The sequence below is a fragment of the Pseudomonas sp. 478 genome, assembly GCF_003254125.1.
In the GTDB taxonomy this organism is placed as follows: domain Bacteria; phylum Pseudomonadota; class Gammaproteobacteria; order Pseudomonadales; family Pseudomonadaceae; genus Aquipseudomonas.
Window position 1 is genome coordinate 1 of sequence record NZ_QKZG01000001.1, and the last position, 16,866, is coordinate 16,866.

The 16,866-nt window shown below is 58.0% G+C and carries 17 protein-coding genes; 12 read left to right on the forward strand and 5 right to left on the reverse strand.

What is annotated here, in order from left to right; genetic code table 11:
- Window positions 1-546: 546 nt before the first annotated feature.
- Window positions 547-1,767 carry a CaiB/BaiF CoA-transferase family protein gene (locus DFS28_RS00010; RefSeq protein ID WP_111448090.1) on the reverse strand — a complete coding sequence of 407 codons (1,221 nt, stop codon included), beginning with the start codon at window positions 1,765-1,767 and terminating at the stop codon, window positions 547-549.
- Window positions 1,768-1,780: 13 nt separating this feature from the next.
- Entirely contained in the window at window positions 1,781-2,962 is a 1,182-nt protein-coding gene (locus DFS28_RS00015) for an acyl-CoA dehydrogenase (RefSeq protein WP_008154475.1), read from the reverse strand.
- Between the two features lie 157 nt (window positions 2,963-3,119).
- On the opposite strand from DFS28_RS00015, the gene DFS28_RS00020 reads away from it, so the two are divergent.
- From DFS28_RS00020 to DFS28_RS00070, 11 genes are all read left to right on the forward strand, one after another.
- Window positions 3,120-4,019, forward strand: a complete 900-nt coding sequence (locus DFS28_RS00020) for a LysR family transcriptional regulator (RefSeq protein ID WP_111448091.1) — start codon at window positions 3,120-3,122, stop codon at window positions 4,017-4,019.
- Window positions 4,020-4,454: 435 nt separating this feature from the next.
- Window positions 4,455-5,576: a Re/Si-specific NAD(P)(+) transhydrogenase subunit alpha gene (locus DFS28_RS00025; RefSeq protein ID WP_008154472.1), complete on the forward strand. Its 1,122-nt coding sequence runs from the start codon at window positions 4,455-4,457 to the stop codon at window positions 5,574-5,576.
- Window positions 5,577-5,591: 15 nt separating this feature from the next.
- The gene (locus tag DFS28_RS00030) at window positions 5,592-5,915 is read left to right on the forward strand and encodes an NAD(P) transhydrogenase subunit alpha (RefSeq protein ID WP_003187010.1); all 324 of its coding nucleotides are present in this window, start codon (window positions 5,592-5,594) and stop codon (window positions 5,913-5,915) included.
- Complete coding sequence (locus tag DFS28_RS00035; RefSeq protein WP_111448092.1) at window positions 5,915-7,351, forward strand: NAD(P)(+) transhydrogenase (Re/Si-specific) subunit beta; 1,437 nt, start codon at window positions 5,915-5,917, stop codon at window positions 7,349-7,351. Before DFS28_RS00030 ends, DFS28_RS00035 begins: the two co-directional genes overlap by 1 nt.
- Window positions 7,352-7,531: 180 nt before the next feature.
- On the forward strand, window positions 7,532-9,025 hold the full coding sequence (locus tag DFS28_RS00040) for an acetyl-CoA hydrolase/transferase family protein (RefSeq protein WP_074872382.1): 1,494 nt from the start codon (window positions 7,532-7,534) through the stop codon (window positions 9,023-9,025).
- A 319-nt stretch (window positions 9,026-9,344) separates the two neighbouring features.
- Window positions 9,345-9,560 carry a DUF1127 domain-containing protein gene (locus DFS28_RS00045; protein ID WP_111448093.1) on the forward strand — a complete coding sequence of 72 codons (216 nt, stop codon included), beginning with the start codon at window positions 9,345-9,347 and terminating at the stop codon, window positions 9,558-9,560.
- Between the two features lie 258 nt (window positions 9,561-9,818).
- Entirely contained in the window at window positions 9,819-10,028 is a 210-nt protein-coding gene (locus DFS28_RS00050; protein WP_111448094.1) for a DUF1127 domain-containing protein, read from the forward strand.
- Window positions 10,029-10,172: 144 nt separating this feature from the next.
- Entirely contained in the window at window positions 10,173-10,490 is a 318-nt protein-coding gene (locus DFS28_RS00055; RefSeq protein WP_111448095.1) for a DUF2388 domain-containing protein, read from the forward strand.
- A 108-nt stretch (window positions 10,491-10,598) separates the two neighbouring features.
- Window positions 10,599-10,916, forward strand: coding sequence for a DUF2388 domain-containing protein (locus DFS28_RS00060; protein ID WP_111448096.1), 318 nt, complete (start codon window positions 10,599-10,601; stop codon window positions 10,914-10,916).
- A gap of 27 nt (window positions 10,917-10,943) precedes the next feature.
- Window positions 10,944-11,264: a DUF2388 domain-containing protein gene (locus DFS28_RS00065; protein ID WP_008154459.1), complete on the forward strand. Its 321-nt coding sequence runs from the start codon at window positions 10,944-10,946 to the stop codon at window positions 11,262-11,264.
- Window positions 11,261-13,222, forward strand: coding sequence for a DUF4105 domain-containing protein (locus tag DFS28_RS00070; protein WP_111448097.1), 1,962 nt, complete (start codon window positions 11,261-11,263; stop codon window positions 13,220-13,222). The genes DFS28_RS00065 and DFS28_RS00070 overlap by 4 nt, the downstream gene beginning before the upstream one ends.
- A gap of 134 nt (window positions 13,223-13,356) precedes the next feature.
- On the opposite strand, the gene trpA is transcribed toward DFS28_RS00070, so the two are convergent.
- Both trpA and trpB read right to left on the reverse strand, forming a co-directional pair.
- Window positions 13,357-14,169, reverse strand: a complete 813-nt coding sequence (trpA, locus tag DFS28_RS00075; RefSeq protein ID WP_111448098.1) for a tryptophan synthase subunit alpha — start codon at window positions 14,167-14,169, stop codon at window positions 13,357-13,359.
- Entirely contained in the window at window positions 14,169-15,404 is a 1,236-nt protein-coding gene (gene trpB / locus DFS28_RS00080; protein ID WP_111448099.1) for a tryptophan synthase subunit beta, read from the reverse strand. Before trpB ends, trpA begins: the two co-directional genes overlap by 1 nt.
- Window positions 15,405-15,530: 126 nt before the next feature.
- On the opposite strand from trpB, the gene DFS28_RS00085 reads away from it, so the two are divergent.
- Window positions 15,531-16,424: a LysR family transcriptional regulator gene (locus DFS28_RS00085; protein WP_111448100.1), complete on the forward strand. Its 894-nt coding sequence runs from the start codon at window positions 15,531-15,533 to the stop codon at window positions 16,422-16,424.
- On the opposite strand, the gene DFS28_RS00090 is transcribed toward DFS28_RS00085, so the two are convergent.
- Complete coding sequence (locus tag DFS28_RS00090; RefSeq protein ID WP_008152522.1) at window positions 16,421-16,747, reverse strand: YqjD family protein; 327 nt, start codon at window positions 16,745-16,747, stop codon at window positions 16,421-16,423. The genes DFS28_RS00085 and DFS28_RS00090 overlap by 4 nt on opposite strands.
- Window positions 16,748-16,866 lie beyond the last annotated feature (119 nt).

The following is a 16,866-nucleotide window of genomic DNA, read 5'->3' on the forward strand; positions in this document are numbered from 1 at the left end:
TGTTGACTATCAGTCTGACTCCACAAGCACCCACACGAATTGCTTGATTCAGTTGTTAAAGAGCGGTTGGTTAAGATCTTTCGTCTCAACCGAGGCGCGCATTCTACAGCAGCCTCTGTTGCTGTCAAGCGGTTATTTTTCGAAGTTTTCAAAGTTTCCTTTGCAACTTCAACCACTTGCGCTTTCGATCTCTCGTTAGCGGGAGGCGAATTCTACAGCGTTACTCGCTGCTGTCAACACCTCTTTTACACCGCTGTCGACCGAGAAGATCGAATCGTCAAAAGAGCCAAACCACCTCGCTCTTTCAACTCCTTCTGGGCTTCGATAACCTGAAGCAACTCGCTGTCGAAAACTGCGCAACTCATTGTTTGCCAAGGAGTTTTCCGTTTCGACTGCGCCGGAAGTGGGGCGAATTATAGACTTCCAGAATCTGCCGTCAACCCTTAATTAAGCATTTCTATCAAACACTTGCAGAACGCCGGAAAACAGCCCGTTTCTTCTCTATATAGGAGAGTAAATCCACTCCCCTCTATATAGAAGAAAACCTCAGAGCACCCCGGCCTCTTTGAATGCAGCCACAACGCCGGCATCCAGACCCAACACCCGCTGCAAAACCTCCAGCGTATGCTCCCCTAATAGAGGAGGTGCGTTGCGATACTCCACAGGCGTTTCGGACAGGCGAATTGGACTAGCCACCTGCGGCACCATCCCGGCCAGCGCATGGGGCAGCTCGATCGCCAACCCGCGCGCCTTAACCTGAGGATCCGCAAACATCTGAGCCAGATCATTGATCGGCCCGCACGGCACACCTGCTTGCTCCAGCTGCAGCACCCACTCAGCAGTCGTCTTGAACACAGTCGCCTGGCGAATAAGCGGAATCAACACCGCACGATTCGCCACCCGCAACTTGTTGGTCGCAAAGCGTGGATCATCTGCCCACTGCGGCTGACCAGCCACTTCAGCAAACTTGCGAAACTGCCCGTCATTGCCAACGGTGAGGATGAAGTCTCCATCCGCCGTAGGAAAGTCCTGATAAGGCACGATATTCGGATGAGCATTACCCAGGCGCTTCGGAGCATTGCCCGTCGTCAGGTAATTCATTGCCTGGTTAGCCAGACATGCCACCTGAACATCCAGCAGCGCCATATCAATATGCTGACCGCCACCGTCATGATCCCGGTGCGCAAGCGCTGCAAGGATCGCCACAGTCGAATAGAGACCGGTCAAAATGTCCGTCAGCGCCACGCCGACTTTTACCGGCCCAGCACCTTCATCCCCTTCGGGTCGCCCCGTCAGACTCATCAGGCCGCCCAGTCCCTGGATCATGAAGTCATAACCCGCGCGCTTGGCGTAAGGGCCTGTCTGGCCAAACCCGGTAATCGAGCAATAGATCAGATTCGGATTGATCGCCTTTAGAGACTCATAGTCCAAACCATAGGCCGCCAGCCCGCCGACCTTGAAGTTCTCGATCAGGATGTCCGACTTCGCCGCCAGATCGCGCACCAGCTTTTGCCCTTCAGGCCGGGTGAAGTCGATGGTGACCGATTGCTTGTTGCGATTGGCCGACAAGTAATAGGCAGCCTCGCTAGTGTTCTCGCCATAAGCGTCTTTAAGGAAGGGAGGCCCCCAGGCGCGTGTGTCATCGCCATTACCCGGGCGCTCGACCTTGATCACTTCGGCGCCAAGGTCAGCAAGGATCTGCCCGGCCCAGGGCCCGGCCAGCACCCGCGATAAATCCAGTACCCGTAGATGCGAAAGCGCGCCCATGGCCGTTCTCCTATTAATAGAACGCCTGGATGCCAGTCTGCGCACGACCGAGGATCAGCGCATGGACGTCATGCGTACCTTCATAGGTATTCACCACTTCCAGGTTGACCAAGTGGCGAGCAACCCCGAACTCATCGGAAATACCGTTACCACCCAGCATATCGCGCGCCATGCGAGCAATATCCAGGGACTTGCCGCAAGAGTTGCGCTTCATCATCGAAGTGATCTCGACCGCCGCAGTACCCTCGTCCTTCATACGACCCAGACGCAGGCAGCCTTGCAGCGCCATGGTGATCTCGGTCTGCATATCGGCCAGCTTCTTCTGGATCAGCTGAGTGGCGGCCAATGGGCGACCGAACTGCTTGCGATCCAGAGTGTACTGGCGAGCGGTATGCCAGCAGAACTCGGCAGCACCCAGCGCACCCCAGGAGATGCCATAGCGTGCGGAGTTAAGGCAGGTGAACGGACCTTTCAGACCGCGCACATCCGGGAAAATGTTTTCTTCAGGGACAAACACGTTGTCCATGACAATCTCGCCGGTGATGGATGCACGCAAGCCGACCTTGCCGTGAATCGCCGGGGCGCTCAGGCCTTTCCAGCCCTTCTCCAGAACGAAGCCACGGATGTCACCCGCATCGTCCTTGCCCCATACGACGAACACATCAGCGATCGGGCTGTTGGTGATCCACATCTTGCTGCCGGTCAGGCTGTAACCGCCTTCCACTTTGCGTGCGCGAGTAATCATCGCGCCTGGGTCGGAGCCGTGGTCAGGTTCGGTCAGACCAAAGCAACCGATCCATTCACCCGAGGCCAGTTTCGGCAGGTACTTTTGCTTCTGGGCTTCGGTACCGAATTCATTGATCGGCACCATGACCAGCGAGGACTGCACGCTCATCATCGAGCGGTAGCCGGAGTCGACGCGTTCGACTTCACGGGCGATCAGGCCGTAGCTGACGTAATTCAGACCACTGCCACCATACTGCTCAGGGATAGTCGCGCCCAACAGACCTACTTCACCCATCTCGCGGAAGATCGCCGGGTCGGTCTTTTCATGGCGGAAAGCTTCGAGAACACGCGGCGCGAGCTTCTGTTGAGCGAATTGCTCAGCGGTGTCACGGATCATGCGTTCTTCTTCGGTGAGCTGTTGATCCAGCAGCAGGGGATCGATCCAGTTGAAGCTAGCTTTACCGCCCATGAGTGTGTCCTCTCGAATCGGGTCAAATAACGTGGGCTGATCCTAGGCCGGGTTCGGCGTTACGGCAAACGAGGATTTTGCATACTGTTGTGCTAATTTCTCACTCCGAAACATCGCAAAATAGCTTTTATGCGATGTATTAGTGAGGTTGACGTACATGCGCAGGAAAATCCCCAGCACAACGGCCCTGATCAGCTTTGAAGCGGCGGCTCGCCACGAAAGCTTTACCAAGGCGGCTCAGGAGCTTTCGCTCACTCAAGGCGCCATTTGCCGACAGATCGCCAGCCTTGAGGAGTTCCTCAGCGTAGAACTGTTCCGACGCTCACGACGTGGGGTCAAGCTGACGGAGGCCGGACTTTCCTACAGCCGCCGGGTGGCCACCCAACTCGATGCCGTTGAACGGGACACCTTGTCAGTGATGGGTCAGCAAGGTGCCAACGTGATCGAGCTGGCGGTGGTTCCAACCTTCGGCACTCAATGGCTGCTGCCAAGACTCAAGGATTTCCAGCAAAAACACCCGGAAGTGACGGTCAACCTCACCAACCGAACCCGCCCCTTCCTGTTTGCCGATACCGACTTCGACGCCGCGATCTATTTTGGCGACGCGGACTGGTCAGGTACCGAATCCCACAGGCTGATGGGCGAAAATCCGATGCCGGTGTGCAGCCCCAATCTCATGGGAAAAAAGACAACCCTGTCTCCCGGCGACATCGCCGAATTGCCCCTGCTGCAGCAGACCACCCGCCCTTATGCCTGGCGCCAGTGGTTCAACTCTCAAAACCTAAATATCCCGAGAGACATGACAGGGCCGCGCTACGAGCTATTCTCCATGCTTGCTCAAGCCGCCATGCACGACATGGGAATAGCGCTGATTCCGCCGTTCCTGATTCAACGCGAACTGGCCGAGAAGCGCCTGGTCATTGCCAACACACAGGCGCTATCAAGCATCAAGGCGTATTACTTGATGATTCCCGAGCGAAAAGTCGAATCTGCCTCTTTAAGGGCGTTTCGCGATTGGCTGGTCAATCAGGCACAGAGCTACAGCCTAGAAGGATAAAGGCTTTACGCCATTAACTGACCCAGTAGTCAGTAAAATCAAAGCACTACAGATATAAGTATTTGTCGCATATTCGAAGACTGTACCGACAAGCAGTACAAACGTCCCACAAGGGCCTGAAAACGTGGCCTTGAGCCTCTATTGCGGAGCAATAACGACTCATTCACCTGACCGATGCGTAAATTCTCCAATTTTTATAAAAATCCTTACAAGGCACGGCCTGCAAGGGATTGAACCGGTCAGTTGCGACATTCGGTCACGGGGTGACTTGTAGTTAATTTTCCGTCACCCGTCATAAACCCTTGAAGGGCACTAAGTTCGCCTGCAAAATGCCGCGCCCCGCCCTGATTTGGCGGGATCGTGCTGATCGGCCGCCCCAGCCGCACCATCCGAAGTGCCTGGGTTTACTCAATAAGATCACGCAGGAGATTTGACGTGCACATTGGTGTTCCTCTCGAAACCCAGACGGGTGAAACACGGGTTGCTGCAACCCCGGAAACCATCAAGAAGCTGATCGGCCAGGGGCATAAGGTCACTGTGCAAAGCGGCGCCGGCATTAACGCCAGTGTTGTCGACAGTGCCTATGAAGCGGCAGGCGCAATTATTGGCAGCGCCAACGATGCGTTTGGTGCCGAGCTGATTCTCAAGGTAGTCGCCCCCAGCGACAGCGAGCTGACGCTCATAAAGAGCGGCACCGTTGTGGTGGGCATGCTCAACCCGTTCAGCAATGAAACCATTGCCAAGCTGGCTGAGTGCGGCATTACCGCGTTTGCGCTGGAAGCCGCGCCGCGTACCTCCCGTGCTCAGAGCCTGGATGTGCTGTCCTCCCAAGCCAACATCGCCGGCTATAAAGCCGTGTTGCTGGCCGCTCACCACTATCCTCGCTTCATGCCGATGCTGATGACCGCTGCGGGTACCGTGAAAGCGGCGCGCGTGCTGATTCTCGGGGCTGGCGTGGCCGGTTTGCAGGCGATCGCTACGGCGAAACGTCTGGGTGCAGTGATCGAAGCGTCTGACGTACGTCCTGCGGTAAAAGAGCAGATCGAATCCCTCGGCGCCAAGTTCGTCGACGTGCCTTACGAGACCGATGAAGAGCGCGAATGCGCCGTTGGTGTCGGCGGTTACGCACGACCAATGCCCGCCAGCTGGATGCAACGTCAGGCCCTGGCCGTGCACGAGCGCGCCAAACAGGCTGACATTGTCATTACCACAGCACTGATCCCGGGCCGCAAGGCACCGACGCTGTTGAGCGCGGAAACCGTGGCGCAGATGAAGCCGGGCTCGGTGGTCATCGACCTCGCGGCAGCCCAGGGCGGCAACTGCCCGCTGACCGTGGCTGACCAGGTTGTGGTCGAGAATGGCGTGATCATTTGCGGCCCGACCAACCTGGCCGGCGCAGTCGCGGCAGACGCTTCGGCACTGTACGCACGCAACCTGCTGGACTTCCTGAAGCTGGTCTTCAACAAAGAAGGCCAGTTCGAGATCAACCTCGAAGACGACATCGTCGCCGCGTGCCTGATGTGCCGCGACGGCCAAGTCATCCGCAAAAACGCCTAAGCAGGGATTCAGACGATGGAAGAGCTTATCTCCCCCGGTATCTACAACCTGATCATCTTCGTGCTGGCGATTTATGTCGGTTATCACGTGGTCTGGAACGTTACACCTGCACTGCACACGCCTTTGATGGCGGTGACCAACGCGATCTCGGCGATCGTGATCGTTGGCGCCATGCTGGCAGCAGCATTGACCGTCACACCTCTGGGCAAAACCATGGGCACCCTGGCGGTAGCTCTGGCAGCGGTGAACGTATTTGGTGGCTTCCTGGTGACCCGCAGGATGCTTGAGATGTTCAAGAAAAAAGCCCCAAAAGCAGTAAAAGAAGAGGCGCCTAAGTAATGAGCATGAATCTTGTAACGACGCTCTACTTGATCGCGTCGATCTGCTTCATCCAGGCCCTGAAAGGCCTGTCGCACCCGACCACGTCGCGGCGCGGCAATGTGTACGGCATGCTCGGCATGGCGCTGGCGATCCTCACCACCGTGGGCCTCGTCTATAAGCTGGGCGCAGAGCTCGCGACTGCCGGGATCGGTTACGTCATCGTTGGCCTGCTGGTCGGCGGCACCGCCGGCTCGATCATGGCCAAGCGCGTTGAAATGACCAAAATGCCGGAACTGGTCGCCTTCATGCACAGCATGATCGGTATGGCCGCGGTGTTCATTGCCATCGCTGCTGTCGTTGAACCGCAATCGCTGGGCATCGTCAAGCAACTGGGTGATTCCATTCCTGCCGGTAACCGCCTGGAGCTGTTCCTCGGCGCGGCCATCGGTGCAATCACCTTCTCCGGTTCGGTAATCGCGTTCGGCAAGCTGTCGGGCAAGTACAAGTTCCGCCTGTTCCAGGGCGCACCCGTACAGTTCAGCGGTCAGCACAAGTTGAACCTGTTGCTGGGCCTGGCGACACTGGGCCTCGGCGTGACCTTCATGCTGACCGGCAACCTGAACGCCTTCGCGCTGATGCTGGCCCTGGCCTTCGTGCTGGGCGTGCTGATCATCATCCCGATCGGCGGCGCAGACATGCCAGTAGTTGTGTCGATGCTCAACAGCTACTCCGGCTGGGCAGCGGCGGGCATCGGCTTCTCGCTGAACAACTCGATGCTGATCATCGCCGGTTCGCTGGTGGGCTCAAGCGGTGCGATCCTCTCGTACATCATGTGCAAAGCGATGAACCGCTCCTTCTTTAATGTGCTGCTCGGCGGTTTCGGCAATACGGCGGACGCGGCCGGCCCTGCTGGCTCGAAAGAAGCCCGCCCGGTGAAATCCGGTTCGGCTGATGACGCGACTTTCCTGCTGACCAACGCCGACACCGTGATCATCGTTCCGGGCTACGGCCTGGCGGTAGCGCGGGCGCAGCACGCGCTGAAAGAGCTGACCGAGAAGCTGACCCATCGCGGCGTGACCGTGAAGTACGCGATCCACCCGGTCGCCGGTCGTATGCCTGGCCACATGAACGTATTGCTGGCCGAGGCCGAAGTGCCTTACGACCAGGTGTTCGAGATGGAAGACATCAACTCCGAGTTTGGCCAGGCCGATGTGGTGCTGGTGTTGGGCGCCAATGACGTGGTCAACCCGGCCGCGAAGAACGATCCGAAATCGCCAATTGCCGGCATGCCGATTCTCGAAGCGTTCAAGGCCAAGACCATCATCGTCAACAAGCGCTCGATGGCCAGCGGCTATGCCGGTCTGGACAACGAACTGTTCTACCTCGACAAAACCATGATGGTCTTCGGCGACGCCAAGAAAGTCATCGAAGACATGGTCAAAGCTGTCGAGTAAAACCTGCTCCAGCGCAATACCCAAAACCTCAGCCTTTAGTAGGCTGGGGTTTTTTATTGCCCGCTAGAAACCGACCAAAGGCTCTAAATCAGGGCTCTGCATTCGACCATGGTAGCGGGAGGATTTTTTTTGAAATCACTAGACTGCACTCCTTGCTTTCGTTGCCCGAGATAACAATCCATGTACCGTGACCGTATTCGCTTGCCTTCGTTGTTGGATAAAGTGATGAGCGCTGCTGACGCCGCCGCTCTGATTGAGGACGGCATGACCGTCGGCATGAGTGGCTTCACCCGCGCCGGCGAAGCCAAAGCCGTGCCCCACGCATTGGCCGAGCGCGCCAAAATCACCCCGCTGAAAATCACCCTGATGACCGGCGCGAGCCTGGGCAACGACCTTGATAAACAGCTCACCGAAGCTGGCGTATTGTCACGACGCATGCCCTTCCAGGTCGACAGCACCCTGCGCAAGGCTATTAATGCCGGCGAAGTGATGTTCATTGACCAGCATCTGTCGGAAACCGTGGAGTCGCTGCGCAATCAGCAACTCAAGCTGCCGGACATCGCGGTGATTGAAGCCGTGGCGATCACCGAGCAGGGCCATATCGTGCCGACCACGTCGGTGGGTAACTCGGCCAGCTTCGCGATTTTTGCCAAACAGGTGATCGTAGAGATCAACCTCGCGCACAATCCGAATCTCGAAGGTCTGCACGACATCTATATCCCGACCTATCGGCCGACCCGCACACCGATTCCGCTGGTAAAGGTCGACGATCGCATTGGCAGCACCGCCATCCCGATTCCGCCGGAAAAGATCGTCGCTATCGTGATCACCAATCAGTCTGACTCGCCGTCCACCGTGCTGCCGCCGGACGTTGATACCCAGGCCATTGCCGACCACCTGATCGACTTCTTCAAGCAGGAAGTGGCTGCGGGGCGCATGACCAACAAGCTCGGCCCGCTGCAGGCCGGGATCGGCAACATCGCCAACTCGGTGATGTGCGGCCTGATCGACTCGCCGTTCGAAGACCTGACGATGTACTCCGAAGTGCTTCAGGACTCGACCTTCGACCTGATCGACGCCGGCAAGCTGAGCTTTGCTTCCGGCAGTTCAATCACCTTGTCGAGCCGTCGCAATACCGATGTTTTCGGCAACCTTGAGCGCTACAAGGACAAACTGGTCCTGCGCCCGCAAGAAATTTCCAACCACCCGGAAGTGGTGCGCCGGCTCGGCATCATCGGCATCAACACGGCGCTTGAGTTCGACTTGTACGGCAACGTCAACTCCACCCACATCTGCGGCACGCGGATGATGAATGGCATCGGCGGCTCGGGCGACTTTGCGCGCAACGCGCATTTGGCGATCTTCGTGACCAAGTCGATCGCCAAGGGCGGTGCGATTTCCAGTGTGGTGCCGATGGTCAGCCACGTTGATCACACTGAGCATGACGTCGACATCCTTGTCACCGAGATCGGTCTGGCGGACTTGCGGGGCCTGGCGCCGCGAGAGCGTGCTCGGGTCATCATCGATAACTGCGTGCACCCGGACTATCGCCAAGCCCTGGATGACTACTTCACAGCCGCCTGTGCTCTCGGCGGTCACACGCCGCATATCCTGCGCGATGCCCTGAGCTGGCACATCAACCTGGAAGAAACCGGGCGAATGCTCGCGGTGTAATTGGTACAGATGGCAGCTGACGCAAACACAGTTTCGTCAGCTTGCTGTTGCCAGATCAAATCCTGAATAAAACTGTACTGCTGTACCGGTCTTTTCCTACCGTAATTGCCTACCTTTCCGAGTCAATCAAGCAAAAACGCACGATATTAGTGCAGAGAAGTACAGTTGCCTCAATTTAGACCAGTACACCACCCTTTAACAGTTAACTGGTACCTCACAATACAGGTGAACTGTATCTAGAGAGACTGGCCAAACGAGAGGATCATTGGCATCAGTTAAACCACTACCTAATCCCGCCATAAGCGGAAGGATGTCAACCATGGAACGTACACTCAGTTCCGAGCTGTTTTTCGAAGACAACGCTGTAAAAACCCAGGCTTCCACGCCTTTTCGCGTTCTCGCCAACCTGATGCTGTGGCAGCGCCGCATCTCCAGCCGCCATCAACTGGCTCGTCTGGATTCGCGTCTGCTGGCTGACGCAGGGATTAGCGAAGCACAACGCTACGAAGAGCTGAGCAAGCCGTTCTGGCGCTAAATTAGCGTCGCTGGCTCTGACCCACCGGGTCCACCGCCAGCACTCCAAATTGAAAAAACAAAGCCCGTCGTGGGAAACCACGACGGGCTTTGTCGTTTTGGACCCTCAACATGGGTCATACAGTAGAGACTCCGCGCAACAGGTACAGTTTTACTATTTACAAAACTGAGCCAGTACAATTTCAATACAGTGTGTCTGTTGCGGCAGAGCGGACGGGATCACCATGAAATCCCGAACTGCCAGCAAAAGGACCGCGCCATGAATCATTTACTGGATGTTTCCGTTTCCACGCCTCAATCGACACCTCGTTTCCTTTGGTTTCGTAGATGGCTGAGGGGTGTTGCCAACAACCTGAAAAGGGCCCGAACCCGGCGTTTACTGGGCCAACTTGATGACCGGCAACTCTCGGACCTGAACATCAGCCACGCGGATCGTCTCACCGAAATGGATAAACCATTCTGGCGTTAACTTCCTGCTTGAACAGACGGGACTGTGCGAACCGATACTCATAGGCCTAATATCCAGATGAAACGTGGCGAACACTGCACGACTGGCGTCTGAATCAACAGACACTGCGCCACCTCTCAATCGGTTTTCCAAAGGAGTTTCACCATGTCCCGTCTTCGTCTGCTCAGCGCTGCAGCCCTGCTTGCCGTGGCTGCCAATTCCCACGCCTCCAGCTTTATCGTGACCACCGATACCGTCGTCGACGCGCTCAAAGCCACGTCCGATGCGACCTCCGATGTCACTTCTTCCTTTCGTGATGACAAAATCGTGCGCGCCGCCCGTGACGACGCCGCCAGCTTTGTGGCCAGTGAAGGCACCATTCGTGGCGTGAAACTGGAAAGCGCACTCGACCATATTCGTCACCAGGCACCTCAGCTGAACGCGACTGACGCACAACTGGCGCAAGCCATACTGACTATCTAAGCGTCATCACTGGACGTGGGACACGCCCGTCGTGTCCCAATGTTTCGGCGCTGGCTCCAGACCGGGCGTTGCGCTAGCCTTGCGACTTGCCTTCAGCTATCGAGTCTCATGCGTTTTCTTTCAAGTCTGCTGATCTCTCCGCTTTTCGTGGCAGCCTGCTGGGTGGGCTCGGTCCATGCCTATGACGCCTTCAATCTGTCTACACAAGGCATCGTGGCTACCGGCTACGCCACAAGCATGGTGACCTCCGCCCCCTTCGACCGTAAGCTGCTAGTCGCGGCACATGATGACGCTGCGGCGTTCATCGCCAGTGACGGCCAACTGCGAGGAGCACAATTGGAGTCCGCCCTGAATTATCTGCGCCGCACCCAGCCAAAACTTCATGCAAGCGACCTTGAACTGGCGCAGGCAATTCTCGTCCAATAGTTATCCTTGTTCTTGCGGAGTCGTTCCATGCGTAGCCCACTGATTGCTGCCACCCTAGGCCTGTTGTTGTTGGCCGATGTGGCCCAGGCGCAAACCCTGGTAGCCACCAGTAACATTCTCATCAACGCCACCCGGCGCACCCTTGATTTCACCTCCGATACCACGACGTCCATCCGTGACTCGAAGATCGTCCGTGAAGCTCATGACGATGCGGCCAGTTTCGTCGCCAGCGATGGCGATATTCGTGGCGCGCACCTGGAAGCGGCCTTCAACACGTTGCGCACCCGCGTACCGGAAGCTCGCGACGCCAGTGATCAGGTTCTCGCCGAAGCCATCCTCGCACTGTGAGGTCGCCAGGCGCCTGGCTGTTGGCCGGGGTCATGTTGCTGCTCGGCAACACGGCCCAGGCTGACTTGCAATTAAGGCTTAAAACCGAAGGCCTCAGCCCCGCTCAACAGCAGGCCAGTCAGGCGCTGCTCGATGAAGCCATGCAGGCGCTGCCGCCGCGGTTCATCGAGCAACTCGACCGACGCATCGACGTCGGCTGGACCGATAACATGCCGAGCAATGCTTACGGCCAGGCGTCGCTGGTGTCCGAACTCGACCTGAACCGCAACCTGCTTGCCAGCCTCACTGACGGCAGCGCCGCGACCAAAAAGACTTATCGTCCCCATGGCACCGTGCGCCGCGAAATGCTTGCCACGGTGTTGCACGAACTCACCCACATTTATGACCGCTCGCGCCTCTGGCCAGACGCGGAGCGCAGGCTGATTCAACGCTGCACCCGGCGCAACAGCAGCTCGGGGCTGGTTGGTATCCCGGATCAATGCCGCGGCCAGTCCGACCGACGCTTTACGCTCAGCGACGACCCGCACCTGCTCGACCTCGCCGGCTGGCCACAGTATGTCGGCCGTCGTGGCGAACGCGAACAGTACAACCGGCAAATTGCCCGCAGCCCGGACATTTACGAGACGAGCAGCCCCAAAGAATTCGTCGCGGTCAACATGGAATATTTCCTTCTCGACCCCTCCTATGCCTGTCGCCGTCCTGCGTTGTACCGCTACTACAAAGAACATTTCGGCTGGGCGCCCGCCGCTAAAGACACCTGCGGCAAAACCTTCTCCTTCCTCAATGCTGGCAATGATTTCGCCAAAACACCACTGGGCCAGGTCGATCCGGAACGGGTCTACGCCGTCGACTATCTGCTGGCAGAAGCCAACCAGAACTGGGTCAGCCGCTGGGGTCACAGCATGTTGCGGCTGGTGATCTGCGCACCCGGCCGCCCCCGCGGGCCCGATTGTCGACTGGACCTGGATCAGCACCTGGTGTTGTCCTACCGCGCCTTCGTCGGTGACGTGCAGCTGTCGAGCTGGGACGGATTGGTGGGCAAATATCCATCACGCCTGTTTGTCCTGCCGCTGGCCCAGGTGATCGACGAGTACACCAAGACCGAACTGCGCAGCCTGGCCTCGGTGCCGCTGAACCTGTCGCGCAGCGAGATCGAAGACGTGGTGGAACACGCCGCCGAAATGCACTGGAGTTACGACGGCAACTACTTCTTCCTGTCCAATAACTGCGCTGTAGAGGGCCTGAAGTTACTGCGTAGCAGCACCAACAATACAAAACTGGTCGGGTTGGACAGCATCATGCCCAACGGTTTGCTGGAAGTGCTCAAGGGCCGCGGACTGGCGGACACCAGCGTGCTGGATGATCCCCGCGAAGCGCTTCGCCTGGGTTATCGTTTCGACTCCTTCCGCGATCGTTATCAAGCGATGTTCGAAGTGCTGAAGAAGCACTTGCCGATCAAGCAGGAAAAGGTCGAAGACTGGCTCGCATTGAAAGCTGAAGAGCGTCGGCAATGGATCGACCAAGCCGATTTGCGCACCAGCGCGGCCTTGCTGTTATTGGAGCAGGCAGCCTTCCGCCAACAATTGGTGCTGGCCCAGGACGAAGTAAAGCAGCGCTATCTGGGCGCCCGGGAATTGAAGAACGGCAGCATGGACAAGGCCAATGCAACTTTGCAGCAAATTCTTGCCAACAGCGGCTTCCTCAGCCGTCCGGCGGAGCTGCTCGGCACCGGTGGTTATGGATTGCCGCAGCCGAGTGAGTGGCAGCGCCTGGAATCGGAAAGCAGCCTGCGGCAGAAACAGCTTCAGGCACTGACAGGCGATCTGGACAAAGAGGTGAGAGCGCTGCTCGAACCGAGTCGTGCGGCGGAGATAGCCGCCAATGAAGCCAACGTGAAACAGGTGGGCGAGCATCTGAGAAAGCTGCACAAAGCGTCGGGTGGATTGGAGCTGCCCTGACAGAAACTCCGCAGGACTTGTAGCAGCTGGCGCAGCCAGCAAAAAGGGCTTCAGAACGCAGTCCTGAAGCCCTCGGTCTTGCTGTTTAGTCTGTACCGCGAGGCTCTAATTCCTCTGTATCAGGAACTTTACCTTCAGCTGACGCGGGCTTTACGCACGCCGTCTGCCAGCGCCGAGCAAAGACTCAACACGCCATCAACTGCCTGATCCGGCGTCGACGCATTGGCGATGTGATCGATCAACGCCGACCCCACCACCACGCCATCAGCCAGACGCGCGATGGACGCCGCTTGCTCCGGTGTACGAATGCCGAAACCGATGCTGATCGGCAAATCGGTGTGGCGGCGCAGACGCGCAACCGCTTCTTCAACGTGTTCCAGCGTCGCCGCGCCCGCACCGGTCACACCGGCGACAGACACGTAATAGACGAAGCCCGAGCTGCCGTTCAGGACGGTCGGCAGGCGCACATCATCGGTCGTCGGGGTGGTCAGACGGATGAAGTCCAGACCAGCAGCCTGGGCCGGGTCGCACAGTTCGCCATTATGCTCGGGTGGCAGGTCGACCACGATCAAGCCGTCAACGCCGGCTTCTTTGGCGTCGGCAATGAAACGCGGAACGCCATACATGTGAATCGGGTTGAAGTAACCCATCAGCACCAGCGGCGTCTCGGTATTGCCTTCACGGAACTCGCGAACCATTTGCAGGGTTTTCGCCAGGTTCTGCTTGGCGCCGAGGGCGCGGATGTTGGCCAACTGGATCGCCGGGCCATCGGCCATTGGATCGGTGAAGGGCATGCCCAGCTCGATCACGTCGGTACCCGCACCGGGCAAGCCTTTGAGAATCGCCAGCGAGGTGTCATAGCTCGGGTCGCCAGCGGTCACGAAGGTCACCAGGGCGGCGCGATTCTGTTCCTTGAGTTCGGCAAAACGCGTTTGCAGGCGGCTCATCAGTGTTTCTCCTGCTTCGATTGCTCTTGTTGAGAGTGTTCCATGTGGTGCATCACGGTTTGCATGTCTTTGTCGCCACGACCGGACAGGTTGACCACCATCAGGTGATCTTTTGGCAGGGTCGGTGCGCGCTTGAACACTTCGGCCAGGGCATGGGCGCTTTCCAGTGCAGGAATAATCCCTTCCAGGCGGCAGCATTTGTGGAATGCGTCGAGGGCTTCGTCGTCGGTTACCGAGGTGTATTGAACGCGACCGATGTCATGCAACCAGGCGTGTTCCGGGCCGATGCCTGGATAGTCGAGGCCGGCAGAGATCGAGTGAGCGTCGATGATCTGGCCATCGTCATCCTGCAGCAGGAAGGTACGGTTGCCGTGCAGTACGCCCGGTACGCCGCCGTTCAGGCTGGCCGCGTGTTTACCGGTTTCGATGCCGTAACCTGCCGCTTCAACGCCGATAATCTCGACACTCTTGTCGTCGAGGAACGGGTGAAACAGGCCCATGGCGTTGGAACCACCACCGATGCACGCCACCAGGCTGTCCGGCAGACGGCCTTCCTGGTCTTGCAATTGAGTACGGGTTTCTTTGCCGATAACGGACTGGAAGTCGCGAACCATCGCCGGATAAGGGTGCGGGCCGGCCACAGTGCCGATCAGGTAGAAGGTGCTGTCGACGTTGGTCACCCAGTCACGCAGGGCTTCGTTCATCGCGTCTTTCAGGGTGCCGGTACCGGCCACGACCGGGATCACTTCGGCGCCCAGCAGCTTCATGCGAAATACGTTGGCCTGCTGACGTTCGATGTCAGTGGTGCCCATGTAGATCACGCAGTCAAGGCCGAAACGTGCAGCCACGGTGGCGGTCGCCACGCCGTGCATGCCAGCGCCGGTCTCGGCGATGATGCGTTTCTTGCCCATGCGTCGCGCCAGCAGGATCTGGCCGATGCAGTTATTGATCTTGTGCGCGCCGGTGTGGTTCAGCTCTTCGCGCTTGAGGTAAATCTTCGCGCCGCCGCAGAACTCTGTCAGACGTTCGGCAAAATACAGTGGGCTTGGACGACCCACGTAGTCGCGCTGGAAGTAGGCCAATTCTTCTTTGAATGCAGGATCATCCTTGGCCAATTCGTATTCACGGGCCAGATCGAGGATCAACGGCATCAGGGTTTCGGCGACGTAACGACCGCCGAACGCGCCAAACAGGCCGTTGGCGTCGGGGCCGTTGCGCAGATTAGTCTGGGTCATGGGTCGCTCCAGTTGAATGCGTGGAATGAGGCTTTTGAAGAGAGAGTGGGCTTAACTCTACCCCTGACGCCGCAGCCTGAAAACCGATAAGATCGCCACAACCTGTCAGGAAAACTCACATATCTCATGAGCCATGACCTTCCCCCGTTGAACGCCCTTCGGGCCTTCGAAGCGACTGCCCGCCTGAACAGCGTCAGCAAGGCCGCCGAACTGCTGCACGTCACCCATGGTGCGGTCAGCCGGCAACTCAAGGTGCTTGAAGAACACTTGGGCGTAAGCCTGTTCATCAAGGACGGACGCGGCCTTAAACTCACAGATGCAGGCATTCGTTTGCGCGATGCCAGCGGGGAGGCGTTCGAGCGTTTACGGACTGTTTGTGCAGAGCTGACCCAAAGCACCGCCGATGCACCGTTCGTACTGGGTTGCTCGGGCAGCTTGTTGGCACGCTGGTTTATTCCCAGGTTGGGACGATTGAACACCGACCTGCCGGACCTGCGCCTGCACCTGTCGGCTGGCGAGGGTGATCTTGATCCACGTCGCCCGGGACTGGACGCCTTGCTGGTGTTTGCCGAGCCACCGTGGCCAGCGGACATGCAAGTCTATGAGTTGGCGAGCGAACGGATCGGCCCGGTCATGAGCCCACGATTCGCCGGCTACGAACGTCTGCAAAACGCACCACCCGCAGCGCTGCTGAGCGAGTCATTGCTGCACACCACCTCACGCCCTCAGGCCTGGCCAAGCTGGGCACAGCAAAGCAACCTCGACACCAAAGCATTGAAGTACGGACAGGGTTTCGAGCATTTGTATTATTTGCTGGAGGCCGCAGTGGCCGGCCTGGGTGTAGCGATTGCGCCCGAGCCGCTGGTGGCCGAGGACTTGAAGGCTGGTCGCCTGGTTGCGCCTTGGGGCTTCAGTGAAACCCCGGCGCAACTGGCGTTGTGGCTACCCAAGCGCGCCGCGGACGGGCGCGCTCGGCAACTGGCGCAGTGGCTCAAAAACGAGCTGCGCCAGACGGATTAGTCACCGCGTTTGAACAGTAGATAAGCCGCGAGCAGACCCAATGCACCGACAGCCACACCCGCTGTCGTCCAAGGGTGTTCCTGGGCGTAGTCCCGCGTGGCAATCCCGGTTTCACGGGTTTTGACTTTGACTTCTTCATACGCATCGCTGAGCAGATGGCGCGAATGCTTCAGCGCGTTCTCGGCGTTGCTTTTCAAGGCTTTAAGGGTTTTACGCGACTCGTCCGAGGCGTCGTCCTTCAGGTTTTCCAAAGACTTCAGCAGACTCTCGATTTCGGCTTCCATGCTTTGCAATGAGGCTTTACGTAAAGAGGTGTTGGCCATGGTGGCTCTCCTGCATTGATTGAGTTGCGTGTGTTGGTTGGGACTTCAGGGGTTCGAGAAAGTGCAGTAAATCTGAACGTCCACTTCGGATTGGCGACAGAAGTAATACGAAAAATCAC

What these genes read in the sequence shown, in the direction of transcription:
- trpA (WP_111448098.1), bottom strand. Translation starts at nt 14,169, where the DNA reads ATGAGCCGCCTGCAAACGCGTTTTGCCGAACTCAAGGAACAGAATCGC.
- DFS28_RS00055 (WP_111448095.1), top strand. Translation starts at nt 10,173, where the DNA reads ATGTCCCGTCTTCGTCTGCTCAGCGCTGCAGCCCTGCTTGCCGTGGCT.
- DFS28_RS00040 (WP_074872382.1), top strand. Translation starts at nt 7,532, where the DNA reads ATGTACCGTGACCGTATTCGCTTGCCTTCGTTGTTGGATAAAGTGATG.
- DFS28_RS00050 (WP_111448094.1), top strand. Translation starts at nt 9,819, where the DNA reads ATGAATCATTTACTGGATGTTTCCGTTTCCACGCCTCAATCGACACCT.
- DFS28_RS00030 (WP_003187010.1), top strand. Translation starts at nt 5,592, where the DNA reads ATGGAAGAGCTTATCTCCCCCGGTATCTACAACCTGATCATCTTCGTG.
- DFS28_RS00060 (WP_111448096.1), top strand. Translation starts at nt 10,599, where the DNA reads ATGCGTTTTCTTTCAAGTCTGCTGATCTCTCCGCTTTTCGTGGCAGCC.
- DFS28_RS00045 (WP_111448093.1), top strand. Translation starts at nt 9,345, where the DNA reads ATGGAACGTACACTCAGTTCCGAGCTGTTTTTCGAAGACAACGCTGTA.
- DFS28_RS00020 (WP_111448091.1), top strand. Translation starts at nt 3,120, where the DNA reads ATGCGCAGGAAAATCCCCAGCACAACGGCCCTGATCAGCTTTGAAGCG.
- DFS28_RS00085 (WP_111448100.1), top strand. Translation starts at nt 15,531, where the DNA reads ATGAGCCATGACCTTCCCCCGTTGAACGCCCTTCGGGCCTTCGAAGCG.
- trpB (WP_111448099.1), bottom strand. Translation starts at nt 15,404, where the DNA reads ATGACCCAGACTAATCTGCGCAACGGCCCCGACGCCAACGGCCTGTTT.
- DFS28_RS00090 (WP_008152522.1), bottom strand. Translation starts at nt 16,747, where the DNA reads ATGGCCAACACCTCTTTACGTAAAGCCTCATTGCAAAGCATGGAAGCC.
- DFS28_RS00010 (WP_111448090.1), bottom strand. Translation starts at nt 1,767, where the DNA reads ATGGGCGCGCTTTCGCATCTACGGGTACTGGATTTATCGCGGGTGCTG.
- DFS28_RS00035 (WP_111448092.1), top strand. Translation starts at nt 5,915, where the DNA reads ATGAGCATGAATCTTGTAACGACGCTCTACTTGATCGCGTCGATCTGC.
- DFS28_RS00065 (WP_008154459.1), top strand. Translation starts at nt 10,944, where the DNA reads ATGCGTAGCCCACTGATTGCTGCCACCCTAGGCCTGTTGTTGTTGGCC.
- DFS28_RS00015 (WP_008154475.1), bottom strand. Translation starts at nt 2,962, where the DNA reads ATGGGCGGTAAAGCTAGCTTCAACTGGATCGATCCCCTGCTGCTGGAT.